Origin of the sequence: Halobacillus sp. A1, assembly GCF_024189295.1 — a bacterium.
Classification (GTDB): Bacteria; Bacillota; Bacilli; order Bacillales; family Halobacillaceae; genus Halobacillus_A.
Genome location: NZ_JAIZEN010000012.1, coordinates 48,652 through 70,312, shown reverse-complemented (window position 1 = coordinate 70,312; position 21,661 = coordinate 48,652). Strand labels below are relative to the sequence as shown.

Here is a 21,661-nt window from a genome sequence, read left to right as displayed (position 1 = left end):
TGGGGTGAGTGGTATGAATGAACCGACGCTTGTAGAAATGAGTGAAATTGATAAGTCTTTTTCAGGAAACCATGTCTTACAGAAAGTGAACTTTTCCGTTCAACCAGGAGAAGTCCATGCTCTGATGGGGGAGAATGGAGCGGGAAAGTCGACCCTGGTAAAAGTATTAACAGGAATCCACCCTCGAGACAACGGCACAATTACTGTAAAGGGTAAAGAGGTTGATTTCTCCCACCCGAAACAAGCTGAAAAGCAAGGCATTGTAGTCATTCATCAAGAATTAAATATCATTCCTCACTTAACCGTGACCGAAAATATGTTTTTAGGAAAAGAACTATCAATCGGAAAAACAGGCATTCTTCGAAAAAAAGATATGCATAAACAAACGCTTGAAAACTTAAAACGTCTCGGTGTAGACAATATTCCACCAAATGAAACCGCTGGAAACTTATCTGTTGGGAAGCAGCAAATGATTGAGATTGCCAGGGCAATTTCAACAAATGCAGAAATGATTATTATGGATGAACCAACAGCTGCTTTAACTGATCGAGAAATCACGAGTTTATTTAAAGTCATTGAGTCGCTTCGAAAACAGGGAGTGAGTATTGTCTACATTTCGCACCGTATGGAAGAGATTTTTCAAATATGTGATCGAATCACGGTGTTGCGAGATGGCAAATCGATTGGTACAGAACAAATTAAAGAAACTTCCTTTGATGCGATTGTAAAAATGATGGTTGGCAGAGAATTAGGTGATCGTTTCCCTGAAAGGTCTAGTGTGATTGGGGAAACATTACTGGAAGTTAAAGATCTATCGAGGGAAGAGTTGTTTGAAGGGATAAACTTTCAAGTCAAAGAAGGAGAAGTGCTGGGTGTAGCAGGACTTATGGGCGCTGGACGTACGGAGATTATGGAGACGATTTTTGGGGCAGCTAAAAAGTCCAAAGGACAAGTGCTGCTCGATGGCAAACCGTTAAATGTAACGCATCCCCGAGACGCTATAAGAGCTGGAATTGGCTTCATAACGGAAGATCGAAAAGATGAAGGACTCGTACTTAATTTATCCATTCGAGAGAATGTCGCATTAACAAATTTGAAAACGGTTTCTAAAAACGGATGGATTTCGAGCTCAAAAGAAAGTGTGTTAGTTGATGATTTAATCGAGAAACTGCATGTTCGTACAACGGGGCGTGAACAGGAAGTTAAATCGTTAAGTGGAGGGAATCAACAAAAGGTAGTCATTGCCAAATGGCTCGGAATTCAACCGCGCTTACTTATATTAGATGAACCAACTCGAGGCGTCGATGTAGGAGCTAAAAAGGAAATCTATAACATTATTAACCAATTAACTGAACAAGGCGTTGCCATTATTATGGTTTCCTCTGAATTACCGGAAATACTAGGAGTCAGCGATCGGATCATGGTAGTCCATGAAGGAAAAGTGACACAAATTTTCAATAAAGGCGAAGCTGATCAAGAGAAGATTATGCATGCTGCCACTGGAGGTGAGTAAGAGATGAAGAAGAAAATATTAAATAATCTCTCACAATTGGGTCCCCTGATAGGTCTTATCATCATTGTTATTATCCTCGGGTTTACAAGCGATAGCTTTTTCACTCTTAACAATATACTAAATTTATTAAGGCAAATATCGATTAATGCTCTTATTGCATTTGGGATGACGTTCGTCATATTGACTGGAGGAATTGATTTATCAGTCGGCTCGATCCTTGCCTTTGGTAGCGCACTTACCGCAGGAATGCTTTCAAGTGGGATGGACCCGATGTTAGCTGTTTTTATCGGTTTGCTAGCTGGATTACTCATGGGAGCTATGAATGGACTGATTATTACAAAAGGAAAAGTGGCTCCTTTCATTGCAACGTTAGCGACCATGACGATTTTCCGCGGAGCTACTCTAGTTTATACCGAAGGCCGTCCCATTACAGGTCTATCGGACAGCTTCTCATTTGAAATGATTGGTAAAGGCTATGTGTTTGGGATTCCTTTTCCTGTCATTTTAATGCTTATCGCTTTTGGTGTATTGTTTTTCATTCTAAGAAATACAGTCTTTGGACGACAGGTCTATTCAATTGGTGGTAATGAAGAAGCATCTATTTTATCTGGTATAAGAGCTGACCGGGTGAAAATCTGGGTTTATTCTATTACCGGAATGCTTTCGGTATTGGCAGGTATTATCCTGACGAGCCGATTAAACTCAGCCCAACCCACAGCGGGAACGATGTATGAGCTAGATGCCATTGCTGCTGTAGTTCTCGGGGGGACAAGCCTTACAGGAGGACGAGGCTGGATCACGGGTACCCTGATTGGGGCATTGATTATAGGAGTGCTAGACAATGGGCTAAACTTGCTAAACGTTTCCTCATTCTATCAGCAGATTGTAAAGGGTGGTGTCATATTGCTGGCTGTAGTACTTGATCGCAGGTCCAAATAATTTAATATAAGGAGGAAAAGAAACATGAGAAAATGGTTGAAAACAGTTGGTGTTGTAAGCTTATTGATTGTAATGGCAGCTTGTTCTACGGAAAGTCCGGGGAGTTCGTCAGACGAAGATTCCGGTGATGGAGATGGGTCTATTAAAATAGGAATGTCGATTTCGACATTGAATAACCCATTTTTTGTATCATTACGTGATGGGGCTGAAGCTGCTGCCGAGGAAGCAGGTTATGAGATTACTACGGCAGATGCTCAAGATGATTCAGCTTCGCAAGTGAGCGATATTGAAGACCTTATTCAGCAAGATATTGACGTTTTATTAGTAAACCCCACTGATTCATCAGCAATTTCATCAGCGATTGAGTCTGCGAATAGTGCAGATATTCCGGTTATTACTGTGGACCGTACTGCCGATGAGGGAGAAGTAGCTACACATATTGCCTCAGATAATGTGGAAGGTGGAGAGATGGCAGGGGAGTTTATTGCAGAACAAATTGAGGAAGAAGGGGACGTTGTTGAACTTGAAGGAATCTCCGGGGCTTCCGCTACACGTGAGCGGGGAGAAGGTTTCCACAATATCGTGGACGAGATAGATGGTATAGAAGTAGTGGCGAAGCAATCTGCTGATTTTGATCGTTCGAACGGACTTAATGTAATGGAAAATATTCTTCAAAGTAACAGTGAAATTGATGCTGTTTTTGCTCATAATGACGAAATGGCATTAGGTGCACTTGAAGCGCTGGAATCGAATAACTTAGCTGATGAAGTCGTTTTAGTAGGATTTGATGCAATAGACGATGCACGCGATGCCGTTTCAGAAGGAAGAATGGATGCAACAGTTGCTCAGCAACCTGAATTAATAGGCGAAGAAGCGATTACTACAGCTGCTCAAGTAGTCGAAGGTGAAGAAGTAGAGGAATTTGTACCAGTTGAGCTTGATCTAGTTACAGAATAATATGAGTTGCAAAATAAACGCGTGAAATCAGGTTCATGATTTCACGCGTTTATTATTTCGTTTTTTGAATGCGCAATAGTAATTTTATACTTATGCCCTAAACACTTTAAACTGTTTTGGAACGTTTCGGTTTTTTTCTTGTATATTTTCCAATTATAGTTAGATTTATGCAGAGAGATTCCAAGTCGTTAAAAAAAGTACATAGGTCTAGGAAATCCATAGTTATTAAAGCAGGGAAGCTCGTAAACACTTCAAGATTTGACCTCGTTTAATCAAGAGGTATATAGAGGAAAGCCTAGAAGATAAACGATTAAAAGTGAGAGTGAGGAATTTAGCACAGAATAATGTTCTAGAGAAAAAACAAACATGAATGTTTCCCGAAACACTTTCAAAAAACTTTTTCTTAAAATTGACACCACCCTTGCACTTCTTTCGATTTTAGAAGTGCAGGGGATTTTTATGGTCTAAATACAAGGAGGAATATAAATGAATTACTTAAAAGAATTGAATACGTTTCATGATCAAACAGATTTGGACAAACTTTCCTCGTCGGCGAATGGTCAGAGGTTTGATAGTTTGGACGAGTATAGGGGAGCATTTCGTGGGACCGGCGTACCGACGGAGGAACCTACCGTTTATGAAACGCTGTTGGAAATTGCATGTGATATGGTATCCCCTAATGAAAACGGAATAACAGGCTATACGACGGGCTATCAGGATCTTGATGGTATGACAGGAGGCGCACAGCGCGGTGACTTGATTGTTCTCGCTGGTCGGCCGTCGATGGGGAAAACCGCTTTTGCCTTAAATCTGGCAGCCAACCACTGTAAGCAGGGAGGCAGTGTACAGCTGTTCAGTCTTGAAATGGATATGAAATCACTGCTGCACCGGTTCATTTCTTCTGAAGGTTCGATTAACGGGCATAAATGGCGGACGAAGAAATTCTCCAGTCAGGACTATCTTCAAGCGCTGGAATCGATTGGCCAAATCGCTGAATGGCAGATGAACATCCACCAGACGGACTGGACCATAAGCGACATCCGGGCCAATGTAAGAAAAGTTGTAAAAGCGGACAAAGACGCCCGTCATATGATCATCATCGATTACCTTCAGCTGATGAGCTCCGGCAGCCGCTTCGAACGCCGCGACCTTGAAATCGGCTCGATCACAAGAGAACTGAAGCTGCTGGCGCGTGAGCTTAATATTCCTATCATTTTACTATCACAGCTTTCCCGCAGTGTGGAGCAGCGCAAGGACAAGCGTCCCGTTATGTCGGACTTGAGAGAGTCGGGCAACATCGAGCAAGACGCGGACGTGATCGGATTTTTGCATCGGGAAGATTATTATAACTGGCAGAAGGACGAAGGAGAAATGGAGCTTCTGCTCAGTAAGCAGCGGAATGGTCCGGTAGGAGATGTGAAGTTTCAGTTTAAGAAAGAGTTCGGGCAGTTTCTGGACAGGGGAGTCAAAGGGAAAGTGCAGGAAGCTGAATTCAACTTTTCTGAAACGATCGCTTGATGAATTCGTATGTATAGTAAATACATGTGAGATTTAAGAGGAAGGGGGATGAAAATGAGTCAGCTTGAGGCTTCCGCAAGCAGTACGACGAATGGAAAAGCCGTGGCTTCCCTTGTACTTGGTATTCTATCGATTGTCACCATGATCCTTATGGTGGTCGGGCTGATCATGGGCGCCGTTGGTTTAGTACTCGGTATCATCGGTTTAAAGGAGATTAAGCGGCAGGATCAGGAAGGTAAAAAGATGGCGGTTGCCGGGATTATTTGCAGCAGCTTAGGCATTGTACTGCCGATTTTGTTATCGGTCATTGCATTTGTCGCTTTTATGGTGGTTTGAGGAAAGGCTCACCTAGCGCAATTCCACTCATTGGGATTGCGTTTTTTGGTATAATTGAGGGAGAAGAAGTGAATGAAAAAGGAGGATGCTGTATGAAAAATCAAGTAGATGAACTGACCTTATTGCTATTGTATTTAACATCATTTAAAGAAGAGTTGGCTGGAGAAGAGGCACTGCGAAGTTGGAAGGGCTACCCATTTTCCTCATTGGATGAATTAATGGAAGATAACTACATCTACGGCAGCCGTCGTGCCAAATCGGTGATGTTAAGTGAAGAAGGGGAAAAGGTGGCGAAGGAATTGATGAAAAAGTATCAGATTAAGGAGGAGCAGTAAAGTCGAGTGGGGCTATAAAGGTTAGGGAAGCTAAACTAGTAAACTATGGAGAGAGTTTGTAGAAAGTTGTAAGGAAAGCCATTCACCAAACAGTGGAGGTTAGAATATGGACGTCTTGCTTTGGGTAACTATTGGTTTCATCATGATCGGATTCGTTGTCCTCGTATCTATGAAAAGAGGTATGGAAAGTAAGCTTGCTTTTATAAAAGAAAATCCGGAAAGCGCTGAAAGTTCTATAAAATCAAAAGCCATAATTTGGTGGGTCGTGGGTACCACAGCCTGGGGAGTAGTGAGTATCTTTCTTGTTGTTTTGGTCTTTTCATGATCACTTGGGGTTTTTTTGAAAAAAACTTGTACTTCGTGTTTCCCTTCGCAATACCCAGGACATGACTGGATTTAAGCCCATAATTCTACGGCTGCCCAGATAGTGTCAAAGTTTCGATTGTATCGTGTCGAGGCCACTGCCAGCATCAAAAGTACCTTATTTATTAACGGCAGAATAGAATTCCTTCATCCCAATAAATAACATCATTACCCCAGTCACCATAAATATTATAATAAAAATATTTGCAGGCATATGATCTGTTAAATATAGTATTATTGAAAAAAATGTTAAAGCTGTAATGCTTGTTACGTGTTTGCTCAAAAACGCCACTTCCTTTTATAAACGAAATTATAAAACTATTACAGACAGTGTTTTCTTTTAATGGTAACAGAGTTATTACTACAATATAAGAATTCAATCATGATCATAATGAAGTCTTTTTACCGAACCTACCAAAAGCCAATGAGCGATATGAACCACAACTATTTCCTTACATGGGGGATATTTACTTTTGTCGATTGGCGTGCTAAAGTTGAAATTGTTGTATTATTCTATCAATTTATGAAAACGATTTCAACTGTTGAAGGAGGAACTTCATGTGGAACGCAGACAAAAAATTGGGCTGATTCTCGGTCCGTTGCTTTTTGCTATCTTTTATTTTATTCCGTCGATCACCGGACTTGGGGACGAACCGCGGGCTGTTCTTGCAGTCACGGCCTGGGTGGCGACATGGTGGATTACGGAAGCTTTGCCGATTCCGGCGACGTCGCTTTTGCCGATCTTTCTGCTGCCGATTACGGGCGGAGCGGATCAAGATACGGCGTCGATGGCGTACGCGGATCCGATTGTGTTCATGTATATGGGTGGTTTTACGATCGCTCTAGCTATTCAGAAGTGGGACTTACATAAACGAATTGCCATGACGATTCTTTCGTTTGTTGGAACGGGGAGTCAGCGCATTGTCATGGGTGTCATTATTGCGACGGCCGGTCTTTCGATGTGGATTTCAAACGCGGCGACAGCGCTCATGATGCTTCCGATCGCACTTGCATTGATTACGGAAATTAAGGAGAAGAACTTTTTTGATGAAGCTTCATTGAATCGCTTCGCGAAGGGGCTGCTTCTTGCTGTGGCGTATTCCGCTTCTATCGGCGGGCTGGCGACGATCATTGGTTCTGTACCGAACGCGGCGTTTGTCGCTGTAGCGTCAAGCAGTCTCGATCGAACGGTATCTTTTTTCGACTGGTTTTTATTCGGATTCCCGCTCACGATTATTTTGTTAGTCGGGCTTTATTTCTACCTGACGAGAATCCAGTTCAAAATTACGAGCCAAAAAGATGTCTCTTCTGATTTTGCTAAAAATCAGCTGAGAGAGCTGGGGCCGATGTCGTATGAAGAAAAAGCGGTCCTGACCGTTTTCACGGTCGTTGGTGCGCTCTGGATGTCGAGTGGTTTCATACCAGAAGCCTATACTTTATCGGATACATCCATTTCCATGATCGGGGCGACTTCCATGTTCTTATTCCCGGCGAAGCAGGCTAAAGGCGGCTTGATGGTGTGGAAGGATATGAAAGAGCTGCCCTGGGGCTTGCTGCTTCTGTTCGGAGGCGGTCTTTCGCTTGCGGCGGCATTTGAATCCTCGGATTTAACCGGATGGTTCGGTGAACTGCTGCAGGGGCTTGAAGTCCTGCCGTTTCTATTCATCCTTATTGCCCTTGCCACGATCGTACTGTTCATGACGGAAATCATGTCTAATACGGCCGTGTCGAACATGCTGATTCCAATCAGCATCGGGCTTGCGCTCGGTATCGGCGCAGATCCATACGCGATCATGGGTATTGTCGCTCTAACAGCTTCTTGTGCCTTTATGCTGCCGATTTCAACACCGCCGAACGCGGCTGTGTTCAGCTCGGACTATTTAACGATCGACGATATGGTGAAAGCCGGGTTCTGGATGAACATTCTATCTATTATTGTTATCGTCCTGTTCGTTTATTTCTGGCAGCCTGTCGTTTTGCAATATTAGTAGGAAAGCTCTCCTGTGAAAAGGGGAGCTTTTATGTTTTATTGGTAAATGTCGTTCGTAGGAGAATAGTTTGGAAATATCAGCAAGGTTGTGAAACTTATATTGGAGCACACCGTACATAGCATGGAAAAACATTACAAGAAACGGAACCAATCGCTATAATGGAACTAAAAAGGTGTGTGACATAATGAAGGTGTATCGTCCGGCAGATATAGCTAAACTAATGAATATAAAAGAATCAACCCTAAGAAAATATAGTATTTTATCCTAGTCATAACAAAATTAGACCGTTTAGCAAGATCAGCTAAAGATGTAATAGAAATTGTCCAGGACTTATTTAAACGTGGTGTGAAAGTACATGTGCTGAATATGGGGATTGTTGAAGATTCACAAACCGGAAGACTTATTTTTAATATAATGAGCTCTTTTGCGGAATTTGAAAGGGATATGATTGTAGAACGTACACAAGAAGGAAAAGCAATTGCAAGGCAAAATCCAGACTTTAGAGAAGGTAGGCCTAATGTATATTCTAAGAAACAAATAAAACATGCTCTGGAATTAAAAGAAACAATGTCTTACAAACAAGTTGAAGAAATGACCGGGATAAGCAAAAGCACATTAATTAGAGCTAAGAAAAAATTAGAGGCAGCAGCAGTATAAAATAAAGGGGTGATAGTATGAGTGATATCAGGAAAGAAAGGTTTATCTATACAGCTGATGATAAACTTGAGGTAACACGTCCAAAACGTTCTGATTACACTAAAGATAAAGATGAGAGAGATAAGGCTTTGGATCGGTTTACTCAAAAGTATGAAGAAACCGAAATAACTCATAAGCCAAATAGAAGGCTTTCAGATGATTTTAAATAGTTACCTATTAGAATAAATTACACAATGTCAAGAATGGCCATCTCTGTTTATCTCATTCAGGAACATAAACAAAAAAATACCCACCTCGGCAAAGGTGGATAAAGGAGTACTAATAATTATGGATAGTATATCACAAAAAGAGGTAGTTAATCATGGCTAAGATAGTACAAATCCCACATGATTATAATATAGTTATTCCAGTAGCCACAGCACAAGCACCACAAAAGAATACAAGCAATAATATTAGTGATACTTCGTTATCTTTAAAAACATTAGGCTTACTGGTTAATCTGCTTTCTTATCCAACAACATGGGAACTACATAAAACTGAGCTATATAAGAGATTTATAAAGGATGGGCAGAAATCAGTTAGTACTGCAACGATCTTGTAGAAGCAAATTACATTATGGAGTTTAAATACAGAGTAGGAAAGACGTACGAATACGTTTATTACTTAAGGAAAGTACTATTTACAGAACAAGAAAAGCAGGAAATCATTAAAAATGCAGAAAGAGAATACGGCAAAATTTGGACTTTACCTTTTGGAGAGTCCATCCTTCAAAGCGGCGTTACTATTAAGGGTTGTCAAAAGAAGTGATGGGACGGAAGGAATTTAAGAAAGTATTTGTTTGCATGGAAGGAGAACCAATGTGAAAGAAAATAGTGAATTAAACCATATCATTACGAACGAGGTTGAAACCATCGACTTTTCTGGTGTGGTATACGTGAAACAAGACGAGAACATAATATCAAACCTTGCCTTTGGCTACGCAGACAGAGTGGAAAAAAGGAAAAACAATTTACATACCCGCTTTGGGATAGCCTCTGGATGCAAGTTATTTACCGCTATTGGGATTAGTAAATTAATTGAAGACGGTTTATTAAACTATGATACTTATTTAGTCGACTGCTTAGATATACATTTTCCTAACTTTGATAAAGAAATTACGATTCACCATTTGTTAACGCACACTTCCGGCATCCCTGATTACTTTGATGAAGAGAAAATGAGTGATTATGAAGATTTGTGGAAAGACTATCCTGTCTATCAAATCAATTCTCTGAAAGATTTTTTACCGTTATTTCAAAAAGAACCCATGAAGTTCAAGCCTGGACATAGGTTCCATTATAACAACGCGGGTTATATCCTCTTAGGTCTTATTCTGGAAGAACAAACGGGAAGGTCATTTAATGAATACATAGAATCTGAAATATTTCGTAAGAGCCATATGATGGATTCAGGGTATTTTGCTTTGGATCAACTCCCTGAGAATACAGCGATAGGATACATTGATGATCATGAAGAAAATACGTGGAGAACTAATATTTATTCTATTCCTAAAAAAGGCGGGTCAGATGGAGGGGCTTTCACTACAGCAGCTGACATGATGAAGCTGTGGGAATCGCTATTCAACTTTAAACTTTTAAATGAAGAGACTACCAAGAGATTGCTCAGGCCTCATGTTCATGTAAATGGAGAAATATCCTATGGTTATGGGATATGGATGAACCAACGAAACAATCAAATTTATAAATATCATGTGATGGGATATGATCCCGGAGTCAGCTTTAGAGCTTCTGTATACCCGAAATCAAATTTAAAGATTGTTATCCCTTCCAATATTGAGTCTGGTCCTTTTGAGGTTACTAAAGTGATTGAGGGTGTTTTATTAAAAGAAAGTTAACAGGCAGCGGATTTTAGTAATCGGAATTCAATACATCTTGCGGTTAATAAAAACTATGAGGGGGCAGATAAATGGATATTCGCTTTGTTAACAGCTCAGATTATTATGTGATTTCACCATTGATAAACGATTGGTGGGGAGGCAGAGAAATGTCAGCTATGCTGCCTAAACTGTTCTTTGACCATTTTAATAACAGTAGTTTTATTGCAGAGGATAATGGAGAAATTGTAGGTTTTTTAATTGGCTTTATGTCTCAATCTAAGGTAGATCAAGCTTACATACACTTTGTGGGAGTTCATCCAGATTATCGTGAAAAACATATTGGTAAACACCTATACGAAGAATTCTACAATGCTGCGCAAAAAGAAGATCGGTATATAATAAAAGCAATTACCTCACCAGTAAACAAGACGTCGGTTGCATACCATACTAAAATGGGCTTTGATATTAAGGATGGAGATAAAGTAACTGATGGAATTTCTGTATCTTCGGATTACGATGGTCCTGGACAAGATAGAGTTATATTTGTTAAACACTTGAATTAACAGTTTTTCATCCTTTTTAGTGTAGATTGGCTAATCTACGTCAAAACCTACTAAAGTAATCTTACCTTCGAAAAAACCCCCGCCTACACCCAGGCGGGGGTTTTTAATGATCATTACTTCTTACGCGTTTTGATAAGAAAGCTCAGACGCAACTTTAGCAACCTTCTCAAGACCTTCTTCAATAATCTCATCAGCCTGATCAGGAGCTGCCGCATGACCTTCGATAACCACTTCGTCAACAACCTTCATGCCGAAGTGTCCGCCGAAGATATTGCGCATATAATTGAGTGACATTTCCAGTGGAGCCGCGTTCGGATCGGAATAATTTCCGCCGCGTGCGTTCAGGAAGATGACGCGCTTATCCGTCAGTAGAGGTTGAAGCGCACCTTCTGCTGTATATTTAAAGCTGAAGCCAGCTTCTGCTAAATAATCGATGAACGTTTGCAACTTGGCAGGAATCGTGAAGTTCCATAGTGGGAACGCCACAACAACGACGTCTGCTTCGCTGATTACGTCTTTTGCCTTCTGTTTAGCATCCAGAAGGCGCTGCTCCGTATCGTTCAGCTCCAGGCCTTCGTGCTGCTTTCCTAGTCCTGTGAAGACTTCCTGACCGAAGTAAGGCGTGTCTTCCTCGAACACGTCATACGTGCTGACGTTTACTTCTTTGTTATCTTTTATATTTTCCAGAAAAGTATCATACATTCTTGTAGATATTCCATCTGGACGGTTATTAGCTTTAATGACTAATACATTCATGGGTGAAATCCTCCTGTTTACATCTTATTTTTTCATAGTACTCAGTATAATGGCTCGAATTCGAGATATCAAATATTATACTCATGCCTCATAAAAGTAAGGACTACACTAGAATGATACTTGCTGGAAAATCAGACTCCAAAAGCTCTTATGAGGAGGCACGGAAAAAATCAATAATCATACATGGAAGCCGATGGCAGTACGTCACACGCAGCATCGATCGCTTTTATCGTTGCTGCGGGGAGGCGGGTATATTTTGTATGCCCGGCACGCGGAAGCTACCGTAGGAGAAGATGGGATGAATTTTACCTTTATGGATTGTACGACGCAGAGAAATTTATCAGAAGCGGGAAGGAAGCAGGCGGCAGCTTATGGAGCGGCCCTGCGGCGTTTACGTATTCCTTTGGTCGCTCCGGTGCTCGCCAGTCCTTTTTGCAGAAATAGAGAAACTGCCGAGCTGGCGTTTGGAAGTGGGGTCGTTCAAGTCGATCCTTTCTGGGTGGAAGTGTACCGGTTGAGCAGGAATGTGTCGCAGGCAGAGGAGGCTGACATTCTGCGCTCTGTGCAGTCACGTTTAGAATTTCCTCCGCCTGCTGGGACGAATCGAGTGATTGTTGCACACAGCTTTCCTGAATATGCAGGGTTAGGTGCCATACCTAATATGGGGACTGTCGTCGTGAAGCCTCTTGGGCGGGGGAAAGGATATGAAGTCGCCGGTCGTGTCTCTTTAGAGGAGTTGAGTCGCTATTAAACATTGAGAAAACCCCACGAATTCGTGAGGTCTTTTAAGCTTACGCATTTTCGTCAATCGCTTTGACAATTCTTTCGCATATGTCATGAGTGAGAAGCGAATCCTCGATAGACGGGTCAGGCGTCTCGTTATTTCGTACGCAATCGATAAAGTGGTCGGCTATTTGATAGAAGCCGCGCTTATACAAAGTCGGTTCCCAGTCCCCGAATGTGGATAGGTTGATTTCTTTATTGTGGTAGTGGGTCGTTTCCACGAGACTCTTTACTACGTATTTATCATGGCCGGTCGAGTATTCGATGATTTCTTCAGTGACGCCGCCATTTCTGTTCATGACGCCCATAGCGGTGCAGTCGTCACCGATCAGCTGGATGATCAAATGATCCAGTATTTCTCCTTTTTTCAGGCACTGCACGTTTACATCCTTGACGTCGGTGTTCATTAAAAAGCGGAGAGTATCAACGACGTGGATAAAGTCTTCGACAACAAACCTTCGCACATAGTCAGGGGAAGCGAATCTGTTTTTTTGAATAAGAATCAGGCTGGGTTTTCCTTTTTCTCTAAGTTCATTCACTTTAGGGATGAACCTTCTGTTAAATCCGACCATGGCGACTTTGCCGCTGTCTTTGGCAAGCTGGACGATTTTTTCCGTTTCGTCAAAATTCATGGAAATCGGTTTGTCTATGTAAACATGAATGCCGTTTAGGAGCAGCTTTTCGGCGAGTTCAAAGTGAGCTTCGGTCGCGGCACTGATGAACGCCGCATCTACTTCTTTGTCGATGAGTTCGTCTACGGTCTGGACCTTTTTCTCGATCTTATATTTGGCGGCTGATTTGTTCAGTGTTTCTTCATTTCTCGTGCAAAGGACAAGCTCGATTCCTTCTTTTTCGGAAAGAACGGGTAAGTAGGCTTTCTTCGCAATTTCTCCCAATCCAACAATTCCGATTTTCATCCTCATTCCTCCCAAATTTTTCATTATCTTCATTGTACCTTACCTAAAGTGAAGGGCAATCAAAAACCACCTGAGCACTCAGGTGGTTTTTAACTAGGGCAGATAATTTTCTGAAGCGACTTCTATGGTATACGTCCCTCTGTCGGTAAGCAGGGAAAAGCGCTGATTGTCGAATTTGTACAACGTCGAGTCTTCGAGCGGTATTTCATACGTCGAGTCGGGAAGCGGCTGCATGTTGGAAGCGACGGTTTCCGTAATCCCCGTCCCATTCAGCAGTAACGTATGCATCGCTTCATATTGATCGGATCGTCTCGTATTCGTTTCATAGGAAATGTCCTTCAATTCCATGACCACCCTGTCCAGGTCATCCAGCTCGTGTTTCATGATTCTAATCGTTTGACCGCTCCACTTCTGCAGCAGCTCATTGAATTCCTCTACGGATAAAGATCGCTCATTCATCGTCATCCCTCCTGATTTTATAATTTCCTAGAAGTGTGGATTCATACAGAATTCAGGTTTTACTGGCAGAAAGAAGCGATATTCTGTAAACCCCCGGCTCATCAGCGTATAATGAACCTATGACTATTTCGTAAAAAAGGGTGGAAATCATGGAACGAAAAGCGATTACACATATATTAAAAAATCACACACCCTCCGTAATCGGCCAGAAGGAATTGAACCACTTTTCTATTCTTATTCCTCTCATCGAAAAGGACGGAGAGCTTCACTTATTGTTTGAAGTACGTTCGCTTGAGATGAGAAGGCAGCCAGGTGAGATTTGTTTTCCCGGGGGAAAAGTAGACCGGATGGAATCGCCGCAGGAGGCTGCGGTAAGGGAAGCAAAAGAGGAGCTCGGCATTGAGGATGGGGACTTTGGCGAGGTGTATCCATTCGACTACATGCTTTCTCCTTTTGGCCGAATGATGGTCGATACGTATGTCGGCTTTCTGGACTGTACAGAGGAAAACATACAGTCTAATCCTGCTGAGGTGGAAGAGGTGTTTACGGTGCCGCTTTCCTTTTTTAGACATACAAAGCCGGAGGTTCACTATGTGAATTTTGAAGTGAAGCCTGAGGATGGCTTTCCTTATGATTTGATTGCGAACGGTGAGGATTATGAGTGGCAGACTCGGAAAATGGAAGAGTATTTTTATCAATATGAAAGCCGGGTGATCTGGGGACTGACAGCGAGGATCCTTGCGGCTTTCGTAGACTCCATCGAATAAATGAAAAAGGATCCAGAGCGATGGCAGCTCTGGATCCTTTTTTTTACAGGGATTCTCTAATGACTTTCTTATAATACAAGACCGACAACAGTCCAAAAATCGAATACAGTCCCGTATACACCCCCATCACAAGCAGCATCGGAGTCCAGAGTTCGGTTCCGAAGAAGAACCAGCCGGATTGAACGGCAAAATAGCTGTGCAGCAGTCCGATGAGCAGAGGGATTCCAAAGTTGAACACCTGCTTGCCCTGGATTCCTTTTAACAAGTCATGGCGGGTATAGCCGAGCTTTCTTAAGATCGTGTAGTTCGGCTGTTCTTCTTCGCTTTCTTCCATTTGCTTAAAGTATAATACGCAGCCCGAGGTGATCAGAAACGCGAGGCCGAGGAATCCGACGATAAACATGACGAGTCCCATGTTCTGCTTCTGCATGCGTTCGCTGTCATATTGAGAGTCATTGCCGTATTCTTCACTGATGGCCAGGCTTTGAAATAGCTCATCCGCTTCTGCTCTGTTTTCGCCTTCTTCTAATTGAAGTCCGATATACAGGGACGACTCACGCTGAATGTCCTCATCGATGTCATTGGATAGGATGTCGAACGTTTTTTCATCAACAACGGCTGTAGGAAATCCGCCAGTAAAGTAAGTGGGAAGCAGGTCTTCTTCGGCAAGGCCGGTATATTGCTGTTCTAAATTTTCATTCGCTGTATGGATGACGATGTCCCCGGAATCCTCCAGGTTCATCAATTGCTGTAAGGCATCATTGTACCCGGTAAATCGGGTTTCCGTCTCCTGGATGTCCATATCCGCGGCTTCCTCACTGATGAAGGCCATATCCGTAATGCCGTCATTTAAGCTGATTTCCTGTAAGTTGGCTCCAACGATATTAGTGATATCCGCCTCTGCGATAACGACTTCGATCCTCTCTTCGCTATACTCGATGCCGTTTTCAGAAAAGGTCTGCCCGAGCTCATCGGCTGCTTCTTCCGTGACAACCGTGAAATCGGCAGGGGTACTGGCTTCGGCTGTTTTTTCAGCGGAATAGTAAGAAATATAACTTAATGACAATAGTCCGATAGCTAAAGCGGAAATCGTCGTAATGATCGTAAGCAGCAGCGCATTCGATTTCATGCGGAACATGATTGAGGAAAGGGAGAGCACCTCATTAATGTTCAAATAGCCGCTTTTGTTTTTACGGATGAGATTGGCGACAAACCGTACTGATCCTTTGTAGAAAAAGTACGTCCCGATAATGACGGAGGCGAGGATGAAGATCATCACCATGAACAGCGTGTTGATCGAGGTGAAATCACCGTCAAATAATTTAGAGGATACATAATATCCCGTCGCGATCAGTCCGATTCCGAGGATCCCCATCAGGATTTCGAAAATCGAGATGTTCTTCACTCGTCCTTCGGTTTTTGATTTTACATGAAACAAAGAGAGGATACTCTGTCGTTTAATAAACCAATAATTCATCAGCATAATCACGGCATAGATGGCGGCAAACACGATCATCGTCTGCAGAAAAGCTGGAAACGAGAAGCTGAGGGCAGCCACATCATCGACTTCCATAATTTTAAACAGCGTCATGGTGACGAGTTTGGATATGGAAAAGCCGAGCAGCGTCCCGAGCAGCAGCGATCCGAAATAGATCATCAGATTTTCGATGCTTAATATGCTGAAAATGCGATTTTTTGTCATCCCGATCAGCTGGAATAAGCCGATTTCCTGACTGCGCCGTCTAATGAATAAATTATTCGCATAAAAAAGGAAGATGGCAATGATGGCAACGAGTAAAACCGAAGCGGCTCTTACGGCGGCTGCCCCTCTAATCGAACCGGTCGCTTCATCCATCGAAGGCTCGTATTGCAAAGTAACAAATGAAAAGTAAAGCGCGACGCTGAATGTTAAAGCAAATACATACAAGTAGTAGTTCTTCAGGTTCTTTTTCAAATTGCGGAAAATGAGTTGATTAATGCTCATAGTGCACCCCGCCGAGCACGCCCTGCGTTTTGATAATATCCTTCAGGAACGTCTGGCGCGTCTGATCGCCTTTGTTCAATTGAGTATAGATGCTGCCATCCTTAATAAAGATAACGCGGCTGCTGTAGCTGGCAGCGACCGGATCGTGAGACACCATCACAATGGTTGCCTGCCGCTTGTCATTTAAGCTGCTCATTTTATCTAACAAATCCGAGGCCGACTTGGAATCGAGCGCGCCGGTCGGTTCATCGGCAAAAATAATGCTCGGCTCATGAATGAAGGATCGTGCGGCTGACGTTCGCTGCTTCTGTCCGCCGGAAATTTCATTCGGATATTTGTGCGCGACATCTTCAATACCGAGCTCAGCTGCCACCGCCTGGAATTTTTCATTAGCTGCTTTTTTCGATACTTTTGAAATCGATAACGGCAGCAGGATATTTTCTTTGACCGTCAATGTATCGAGCAGGTTATATTCTTGAAAAATGAAGCCAAGGTGGTGCTTTCTGAATTCCGCCAGCTGTTTTTCTTTTTGGCCGGTCAATTCCTTGCCTTCGATTTTAATCGTTCCATGGCTGACGCGGTCAATGGTAGACAAAACGTTCAGCAGCGTCGTTTTTCCTGAGCCCGACGCACCCATGATCGTCACGAATTCGCCTTTCTCGATGTTTACGTCAATGCCTTTTAATACTTCTTGCTTGGTGAATTTATTTCCGTAGCTTTTATGGATTTTATGAGCTTCCAGTATGTTCATATTGTACCCCCGGTTTTCGTGATACCCCTATTGTATAAGTTCCGGCAGGGAGAGTCCTTTCATTCACCGAACAAAAAAGAAAAGCGAGTGACATTTTTGTCACACGCCCTGGATTTCAATGAATTCGTTCGCTTTCGGAAAGGTGAGCGTAAAAGTGGCGCCAGACCCGGGCGTCGATTGAACATCGATTTCGATGTGAAGCGGTGCTGCGGATTTTTTCGCTAAATAAAGGCCCATGCCGGTAGCAGCGGTATCGTGGTGCTGGCTCGTTGACGTGAAGCCTTTCTCGAAGATGCGAGGCAGGTCACGTGGTTCAATGCCGCGTCCGCGATCGATGACTTGCAGGCTGGCTTGACCTTTGTGCTCGCGGCTTATGACGGTAATGTCAGAGCCTTGCTCGCTGTATTTCACGGCATTCGTCAGCAGCTGGCGTAGGATAAAGCCGAGCCATTTGGCGTCGCTGAGTACGGTGGTAATAGAAAGGTCCACATCGAACCCGATTCCTTTCTGCATACACCACGAACGCAGCGTATTGATTTCACTGTGCAGGAGCGGCTCGAGCTCCACTTTTTCTACATATAAATCATTTTCGATGAAAGGCATACGCTTCTGATGCAGCTGTTGATCCAGCAACAGGTGCACACGCAGCCATTCGTGTGTCAGCTGCGCCTTCAGCTCGCGGTCTTCCACTCGATCGATGATCAAGTGCATCGCCGTCAATGGCGTTTTCACTTCATGAATCCAGGAGAGCAGCTCATCTTTCTCCTGTTCAAGCCGTAAGTGATGAGCTGATGATTTCTCCTGCAGCTCCATGATCGGCTCGGTGATGTTGTGATCGATCAAATATTCAAACGGCCTCTCGGGCTCAGGCAGGCTTGTAAGATCAAGGTCATGCTTTCGTTCCTCAAGCTCTTTGAAAAACTTCGTCTCACGCGGATAGCGAACAATTACAAATGTCGTAAACAGCACCGTCGACAAAAACACATAGTACAACATAGCGGGATAAGTCATGGCGGAATCAAGATACGCAATCAGCAAAGCGAGCAGCTGCAGCAGCACAAAAACAAGCAGCCAGCTCCGGCGCTCCTTTAAGAATGTACGAATCATCCGCTCACCTGATCGACTGCCATATACCCCTGGCCGACCTTCGTTTCAATCGCATCACCAAGATCGAGCTCCGCTAACTTTTTCCGAAGCCGGTTCACATTGACCGTCAGCGTATTGTCACTGACAAACCGCTGGTCATCCCACAACCGATTCATGATCTCGTCCCGGCTGACGATCTGATTCTTGCGTTCCATCAGAAGCTTCAATATGAGCATCTCGTTTTTGGTCAGCTCCATCATTCCCTGCTCATTCGTAACCCGGTTCCGCTGAAAATCGACCGTCGCTCCGAGCCACGTCTTTAGCTCCGGCGATTCCGTACTATAGTTATAAACACGGCGCAAAATCGCCTGGATCTTAGCAATCAACACGTCAAAATGAAACGGCTTCTGCACGAAATCATCCGCTCCGAGGTTCATCGACATGACCATGTCTGTCGGGTGGTCCCGGGACGATAAGAAGATGATCGGCACATTCGAATGCTCGCGAATCATCCGGCACCAGTGGAAGCCGTCAAACTTCGGCAGCTGGATATCGATGATCACTAAATCAGGCTGTACGCTCGTAAACACGCCCATAATGTCATGAAAGTTTTCAATTCCGTAAACGTTATATTCCCACTGAGCCAGCCGCTCCTGGATTTCTTTAAAAAGGGAGGCATCATCTTCAATAAGTAAAATGTTAAACAACGAACTCACCACGCTTTCTATGGAAATTATATCAAACTTTATCAGCGCGAGGGAGAGGCGGGGAATCAGCTTCACGTAGACTTTTACTCAAAAGCACCTGCTGCACATCCTTTATAATATTTGACGTTCATACGTACCCATTTTAAAATCAATATATTGGAAGCGTTACCTAAATCGTGAAGGAGTGATCGTATCTATCCATTCATTTCACCGAAACACATTTACTATGGAGAAGAGTCCTTACATAAGCTGACCGACATCATCGAAACACTCGACGTCAAGAACGCCCTGATCGTCACGGACCCGATGCTCGAAGAACTTAAAATTATAGAGCCCGTTATAGAATTATTACGCGAGAAGGAGATAGAATGGAACGTCATCTCAGACGTCGTAGCGGAGCTGCCGATTGAAACGGCGGATCAAGCGGTCGAACAAGCCCGCCACTACCAGCCGGAACTCGTCATTGGCATAGGCGGAGGGAGTGCGCTCGACCTTGCCAAGGCCGTGTCCGTCCTGCTTGAGAACCCAGGGGAGATCCATGAGTACTTGAACCTAAACGGAGAGAAGGTATTAAAACGCCAGGGAGTCCCTAAAGTGCTCATCCCTACGACCGCAGGCACAGGTTCGGAGGTGACCGATATTTCCGTATTCTCCCTGAAGGATACGAAGGACGTCATCACCCACGATTATCTGCTTGCTGACTATGCGATCGTCGACCCGTTATTAACTTACACACTGCCGCAAAAAGTAACCGCTGCGAGTGGCGTAGATGCGCTTGTTCATGCTTTAGAAGCCTATACTTCAACTCAGTCGACGCCTCTTACCGATTCGCTGGCGTTAGAGGCGATCGGCAAAATCACAGCTAATATTAGGACCGCCGTCTGGAATGGAGCGGACAGGGAAGCACGAGAGCAAATGGCGTCAGGAAGCTTAATCGCCGGTCTCAGCTTTTACAATGCAGGCGTCGCGGGCGTCCATGCATTAGCCTACCCACTCGGCGGTCAATTCAAGATCCCCCACGGTGAATCCAATGCAGTATTGCTGCCTTACGTCTATGACAGCATCTGGCCGGCGTGTCTCGATAAACTAGTGAAAGTCGCTGACGTGATGGGTGTGCCGACCGAAGGCAAAGACCGTCGGACGATCGCCCAGGACACGGTCCAGGCTTTATTTTACCTTGTCGAGGATGTGGGCTTACCAACGAAGCTCATCGCCTATAACATCCAAAGAGAAGACATAGAGTCGCTATCTGAAAACGCTCTTAAACAAGCCAGGCTGCTGAAAAGAAGCCCGAAACAATTAGATGAAAAAGGCATAAAAGAGATTTACTATAATGCCTTTCAAGGTACGTTCACTCACAACCGGTAAAGGGAGGATCGCCATGTTTAAAATGACTATCGAACCTCGCGTCTCAGAGACCGATGGAGTCGGACATATCAATAACACCGTCGTTCCCGTCTGGCTCGAAGCCGGGCGCAACCCGCTGTTCAAACTCTTTACTCCTGACGACAATTTTGACCATTGGAAAATGATCATCATCAATATGAACATCGATTACGTCAGCCAGATTTATTTCGGTGTCAACGTCGACATCTGCACATGGGTAAAAAAGGTTGGCAATACAAGCCTGCAGCTGTATGAAGAAGTCTGGCAGAATGATACGCTGTGTGCAAAAGGGCATACGACGTACGTGAACTACAATTTGGAGAAACAAACGCCGGAACGAATTCCGGACGATATTCGGGAGGAATTGCTGGGTCATTTGATTGATGAGGGTTCTATGTAGAAAAGCGCCTGGCCCAAAAGGGGGACGGGCGTTTTTTGTATTGAGTGAATTTTAAGGGGTAGATGGGGAGGTATCTCGAAACTGAGTCTTACAGATAAGGGCAGGTTAGTTGAAGACTCAGTTTCGAGATATTAGGGGTTTTGAAACTAAATTTGATTGGTATCGTATGTGTAATAAGAGAATTTTCACTAGTGGAAAACTATGAAAGTTATGAGATGAGAATATTGAAGAAAAGGTGGTTACTAATATGGGGTTAATTACGGTTATATTAATGATAGTAGCACCTGCTGTATTTCTTATTTATTGGGGTAAATCAGGTTATGATTGGGGAACTGAAGAGAACGATGATGATTTAGATGAGAAAAGGATTCATCTAAATAAGGAATTCTATTTTTTATCTTAATTCATTCAAATCACGTTAGTTACTTGTCTTGATAATGAGTCTTACATCATCGGGAGCTATTGTCTAATAAAGTTAATAGCTTTTCATCAGATTAGAATTAACAAGAAGTGGTTAATGAAAGGTGTAATAATAAAATTAAAAATAATGGAGGGATACAATGAGCGAGTCGATAGAAGGGTATAGAAATTTTAGGTTAATATTTCATTCATTTATA

At 43.3% G+C, this 21,661-nt stretch carries 25 protein-coding genes and 1 pseudogene; 19 read left to right on the top strand and 7 right to left on the bottom strand.

Going from position 1 to position 21,661, the window contains the following annotated elements; translation table 11 throughout:
• Positions 1-13 precede the first annotated feature (13 nt).
• The 14 genes and pseudogenes from LF817_RS13430 to LF817_RS13365 all read left to right on the top strand — a co-directional run bounded on the left by LF817_RS13430 (position 14) and on the right by LF817_RS13365 (position 11,048).
• Positions 14-1,513 carry a sugar ABC transporter ATP-binding protein gene (locus LF817_RS13430; protein WP_253936331.1) on the top strand — a complete coding sequence of 500 codons (1,500 nt, stop codon included), beginning with the start codon at positions 14-16 and terminating at the stop codon, positions 1,511-1,513.
• Positions 1,514-1,516: 3 nt separating this feature from the next.
• Entirely contained in the window at positions 1,517-2,452 is a 936-nt protein-coding gene (locus tag LF817_RS13425) for an ABC transporter permease subunit (protein ID WP_253936330.1), read from the top strand.
• Between the two features lie 24 nt (positions 2,453-2,476).
• Positions 2,477-3,409 (top strand): ribose ABC transporter substrate-binding protein RbsB, encoded by a 933-nt coding sequence (gene rbsB / locus LF817_RS13420; protein ID WP_253936329.1) that lies wholly within the window; start codon positions 2,477-2,479, stop codon positions 3,407-3,409.
• Positions 3,410-3,895: 486 nt separating this feature from the next.
• A complete protein-coding gene (locus LF817_RS13415) occupies positions 3,896-4,927 on the top strand; it encodes a replicative DNA helicase (protein WP_253936328.1) in 1,032 nt (343 codons plus the stop codon).
• Between the two features lie 54 nt (positions 4,928-4,981).
• Positions 4,982-5,263 carry a DUF4190 domain-containing protein gene (locus LF817_RS13410; protein WP_253936327.1) on the top strand — a complete coding sequence of 94 codons (282 nt, stop codon included), beginning with the start codon at positions 4,982-4,984 and terminating at the stop codon, positions 5,261-5,263.
• A 92-nt stretch (positions 5,264-5,355) separates the two neighbouring features.
• Entirely contained in the window at positions 5,356-5,598 is a 243-nt protein-coding gene (locus LF817_RS13405) for a DUF6429 family protein (protein ID WP_253936326.1), read from the top strand.
• Between the two features lie 106 nt (positions 5,599-5,704).
• A complete protein-coding gene (locus LF817_RS13400) occupies positions 5,705-5,923 on the top strand; it encodes a hypothetical protein (protein ID WP_371925062.1) in 219 nt (72 codons plus the stop codon).
• 598 nt (positions 5,924-6,521) lie between these two features.
• Entirely contained in the window at positions 6,522-7,949 is a 1,428-nt protein-coding gene (locus tag LF817_RS13395) for an SLC13 family permease (protein WP_253936325.1), read from the top strand.
• A gap of 267 nt (positions 7,950-8,216) precedes the next feature.
• Positions 8,217-8,609: pseudogene (locus LF817_RS13390) on the top strand (recombinase family protein); the annotation flags it as partial.
• A gap of 17 nt (positions 8,610-8,626) precedes the next feature.
• Positions 8,627-8,818, top strand: coding sequence for a hypothetical protein (locus LF817_RS13385; protein WP_253936324.1), 192 nt, complete (start codon positions 8,627-8,629; stop codon positions 8,816-8,818).
• Positions 8,819-8,970: 152 nt separating this feature from the next.
• A complete protein-coding gene (locus tag LF817_RS13380; RefSeq protein ID WP_253936323.1) occupies positions 8,971-9,210 on the top strand; it encodes a hypothetical protein in 240 nt (79 codons plus the stop codon).
• Between the two features lie 14 nt (positions 9,211-9,224).
• A complete protein-coding gene (locus LF817_RS13375) occupies positions 9,225-9,416 on the top strand; it encodes a hypothetical protein (RefSeq protein ID WP_253936322.1) in 192 nt (63 codons plus the stop codon).
• 52 nt (positions 9,417-9,468) lie between these two features.
• Positions 9,469-10,503: a serine hydrolase domain-containing protein gene (locus tag LF817_RS13370; RefSeq protein WP_253936321.1), complete on the top strand. Its 1,035-nt coding sequence runs from the start codon at positions 9,469-9,471 to the stop codon at positions 10,501-10,503.
• A gap of 71 nt (positions 10,504-10,574) precedes the next feature.
• The gene (locus tag LF817_RS13365; RefSeq protein ID WP_253936320.1) at positions 10,575-11,048 is read left to right on the top strand and encodes a GNAT family N-acetyltransferase; all 474 of its coding nucleotides are present in this window, start codon (positions 10,575-10,577) and stop codon (positions 11,046-11,048) included.
• A 120-nt stretch (positions 11,049-11,168) separates the two neighbouring features.
• Here the strand turns inward: LF817_RS13365 and LF817_RS13360 are convergent, their stop codons facing one another.
• Positions 11,169-11,804: an FMN-dependent NADH-azoreductase gene (locus LF817_RS13360; RefSeq protein WP_253936319.1), complete on the bottom strand. Its 636-nt coding sequence runs from the start codon at positions 11,802-11,804 to the stop codon at positions 11,169-11,171.
• Positions 11,805-11,997: 193 nt separating this feature from the next.
• On the opposite strand from LF817_RS13360, the gene LF817_RS13355 reads away from it, so the two are divergent.
• Complete coding sequence (locus tag LF817_RS13355) at positions 11,998-12,555, top strand: histidine phosphatase family protein (RefSeq protein WP_253936318.1); 558 nt, start codon at positions 11,998-12,000, stop codon at positions 12,553-12,555.
• 40 nt (positions 12,556-12,595) lie between these two features.
• Here the strand turns inward: LF817_RS13355 and LF817_RS13350 are convergent, their stop codons facing one another.
• A complete protein-coding gene (locus LF817_RS13350) occupies positions 12,596-13,504 on the bottom strand; it encodes a Gfo/Idh/MocA family protein (protein ID WP_253936317.1) in 909 nt (302 codons plus the stop codon).
• A 93-nt stretch (positions 13,505-13,597) separates the two neighbouring features.
• Positions 13,598-13,963 (bottom strand): protein YmzB, encoded by a 366-nt coding sequence (ymzB, locus tag LF817_RS13345; protein WP_253936316.1) that lies wholly within the window; start codon positions 13,961-13,963, stop codon positions 13,598-13,600.
• 149 nt (positions 13,964-14,112) lie between these two features.
• Here ymzB and LF817_RS13340 point away from each other — a divergent pair, with 149 nt between their 5' ends.
• Positions 14,113-14,730, top strand: a complete 618-nt coding sequence (locus tag LF817_RS13340; RefSeq protein WP_253936315.1) for an NUDIX hydrolase — start codon at positions 14,113-14,115, stop codon at positions 14,728-14,730.
• A 43-nt stretch (positions 14,731-14,773) separates the two neighbouring features.
• Here LF817_RS13340 and LF817_RS13335 read toward each other — a convergent pair whose 3' ends face one another.
• From LF817_RS13335 to LF817_RS13320, 4 genes are all read right to left on the bottom strand, one after another.
• Positions 14,774-16,714, bottom strand: a complete 1,941-nt coding sequence (locus LF817_RS13335; RefSeq protein WP_253936314.1) for an ABC transporter permease — start codon at positions 16,712-16,714, stop codon at positions 14,774-14,776.
• A complete protein-coding gene (locus tag LF817_RS13330; protein ID WP_253936313.1) occupies positions 16,704-17,465 on the bottom strand; it encodes an ABC transporter ATP-binding protein in 762 nt (253 codons plus the stop codon). The genes LF817_RS13335 and LF817_RS13330 overlap by 11 nt, the downstream gene beginning before the upstream one ends.
• 99 nt (positions 17,466-17,564) lie before the next feature.
• On the bottom strand, positions 17,565-18,572 hold the full coding sequence (locus LF817_RS13325; protein WP_253936312.1) for a sensor histidine kinase: 1,008 nt from the start codon (positions 18,570-18,572) through the stop codon (positions 17,565-17,567).
• Positions 18,569-19,258 (bottom strand): response regulator transcription factor, encoded by a 690-nt coding sequence (locus LF817_RS13320; protein WP_253936311.1) that lies wholly within the window; start codon positions 19,256-19,258, stop codon positions 18,569-18,571. The genes LF817_RS13325 and LF817_RS13320 overlap by 4 nt, the downstream gene beginning before the upstream one ends.
• A 192-nt stretch (positions 19,259-19,450) precedes the next feature.
• On the opposite strand from LF817_RS13320, the gene LF817_RS13315 reads away from it, so the two are divergent.
• The 3 genes from LF817_RS13315 to LF817_RS13305 all read left to right on the top strand — a co-directional run bounded on the left by LF817_RS13315 (position 19,451) and on the right by LF817_RS13305 (position 21,447).
• Entirely contained in the window at positions 19,451-20,626 is a 1,176-nt protein-coding gene (locus LF817_RS13315) for an iron-containing alcohol dehydrogenase (RefSeq protein WP_253936369.1), read from the top strand.
• Positions 20,627-20,639: 13 nt separating this feature from the next.
• The gene (locus LF817_RS13310) at positions 20,640-21,044 is read left to right on the top strand and encodes an acyl-CoA thioesterase (RefSeq protein WP_253936310.1); all 405 of its coding nucleotides are present in this window, start codon (positions 20,640-20,642) and stop codon (positions 21,042-21,044) included.
• A gap of 247 nt (positions 21,045-21,291) precedes the next feature.
• Entirely contained in the window at positions 21,292-21,447 is a 156-nt protein-coding gene (locus LF817_RS13305; RefSeq protein WP_253936309.1) for a hypothetical protein, read from the top strand.
• Positions 21,448-21,661 lie beyond the last annotated feature (214 nt).

Excerpts from the sequence above, each read along its gene's own strand:
- LF817_RS13430 (WP_253936331.1), top strand. The coding sequence starts at position 14 with ATGAATGAACCGACGCTTGTAGAAATGAGTGAAATTGATAAGTCTTTT.
- LF817_RS13425 (WP_253936330.1), top strand. The coding sequence starts at position 1,517 with ATGAAGAAGAAAATATTAAATAATCTCTCACAATTGGGTCCCCTGATA.
- rbsB (WP_253936329.1), top strand. The coding sequence starts at position 2,477 with ATGAGAAAATGGTTGAAAACAGTTGGTGTTGTAAGCTTATTGATTGTA.
- LF817_RS13415 (WP_253936328.1), top strand. The coding sequence starts at position 3,896 with ATGAATTACTTAAAAGAATTGAATACGTTTCATGATCAAACAGATTTG.
- LF817_RS13410 (WP_253936327.1), top strand. The coding sequence starts at position 4,982 with ATGAGTCAGCTTGAGGCTTCCGCAAGCAGTACGACGAATGGAAAAGCC.
- LF817_RS13405 (WP_253936326.1), top strand. The coding sequence starts at position 5,356 with ATGAAAAATCAAGTAGATGAACTGACCTTATTGCTATTGTATTTAACA.
- LF817_RS13400 (WP_371925062.1), top strand. The coding sequence starts at position 5,705 with ATGGACGTCTTGCTTTGGGTAACTATTGGTTTCATCATGATCGGATTC.
- LF817_RS13385 (WP_253936324.1), top strand. The coding sequence starts at position 8,627 with ATGAGTGATATCAGGAAAGAAAGGTTTATCTATACAGCTGATGATAAA.
- LF817_RS13380 (WP_253936323.1), top strand. The coding sequence starts at position 8,971 with ATGGCTAAGATAGTACAAATCCCACATGATTATAATATAGTTATTCCA.
- LF817_RS13375 (WP_253936322.1), top strand. The coding sequence starts at position 9,225 with ATGGAGTTTAAATACAGAGTAGGAAAGACGTACGAATACGTTTATTAC.
- LF817_RS13365 (WP_253936320.1), top strand. The coding sequence starts at position 10,575 with ATGGATATTCGCTTTGTTAACAGCTCAGATTATTATGTGATTTCACCA.
- LF817_RS13360 (WP_253936319.1), bottom strand. The coding sequence starts at position 11,804 with ATGAATGTATTAGTCATTAAAGCTAATAACCGTCCAGATGGAATATCT.
- LF817_RS13355 (WP_253936318.1), top strand. The coding sequence starts at position 11,998 with ATGGCAGTACGTCACACGCAGCATCGATCGCTTTTATCGTTGCTGCGG.
- LF817_RS13350 (WP_253936317.1), bottom strand. The coding sequence starts at position 13,504 with ATGAAAATCGGAATTGTTGGATTGGGAGAAATTGCGAAGAAAGCCTAC.
- ymzB (WP_253936316.1), bottom strand. The coding sequence starts at position 13,963 with ATGAATGAGCGATCTTTATCCGTAGAGGAATTCAATGAGCTGCTGCAG.
- LF817_RS13340 (WP_253936315.1), top strand. The coding sequence starts at position 14,113 with ATGGAACGAAAAGCGATTACACATATATTAAAAAATCACACACCCTCC.
- LF817_RS13335 (WP_253936314.1), bottom strand. The coding sequence starts at position 16,714 with ATGAGCATTAATCAACTCATTTTCCGCAATTTGAAAAAGAACCTGAAG.
- LF817_RS13330 (WP_253936313.1), bottom strand. The coding sequence starts at position 17,465 with ATGAACATACTGGAAGCTCATAAAATCCATAAAAGCTACGGAAATAAA.
- LF817_RS13325 (WP_253936312.1), bottom strand. The coding sequence starts at position 18,572 with ATGATTCGTACATTCTTAAAGGAGCGCCGGAGCTGGCTGCTTGTTTTT.
- LF817_RS13310 (WP_253936310.1), top strand. The coding sequence starts at position 20,640 with ATGTTTAAAATGACTATCGAACCTCGCGTCTCAGAGACCGATGGAGTC.
- LF817_RS13305 (WP_253936309.1), top strand. The coding sequence starts at position 21,292 with ATGGGGTTAATTACGGTTATATTAATGATAGTAGCACCTGCTGTATTT.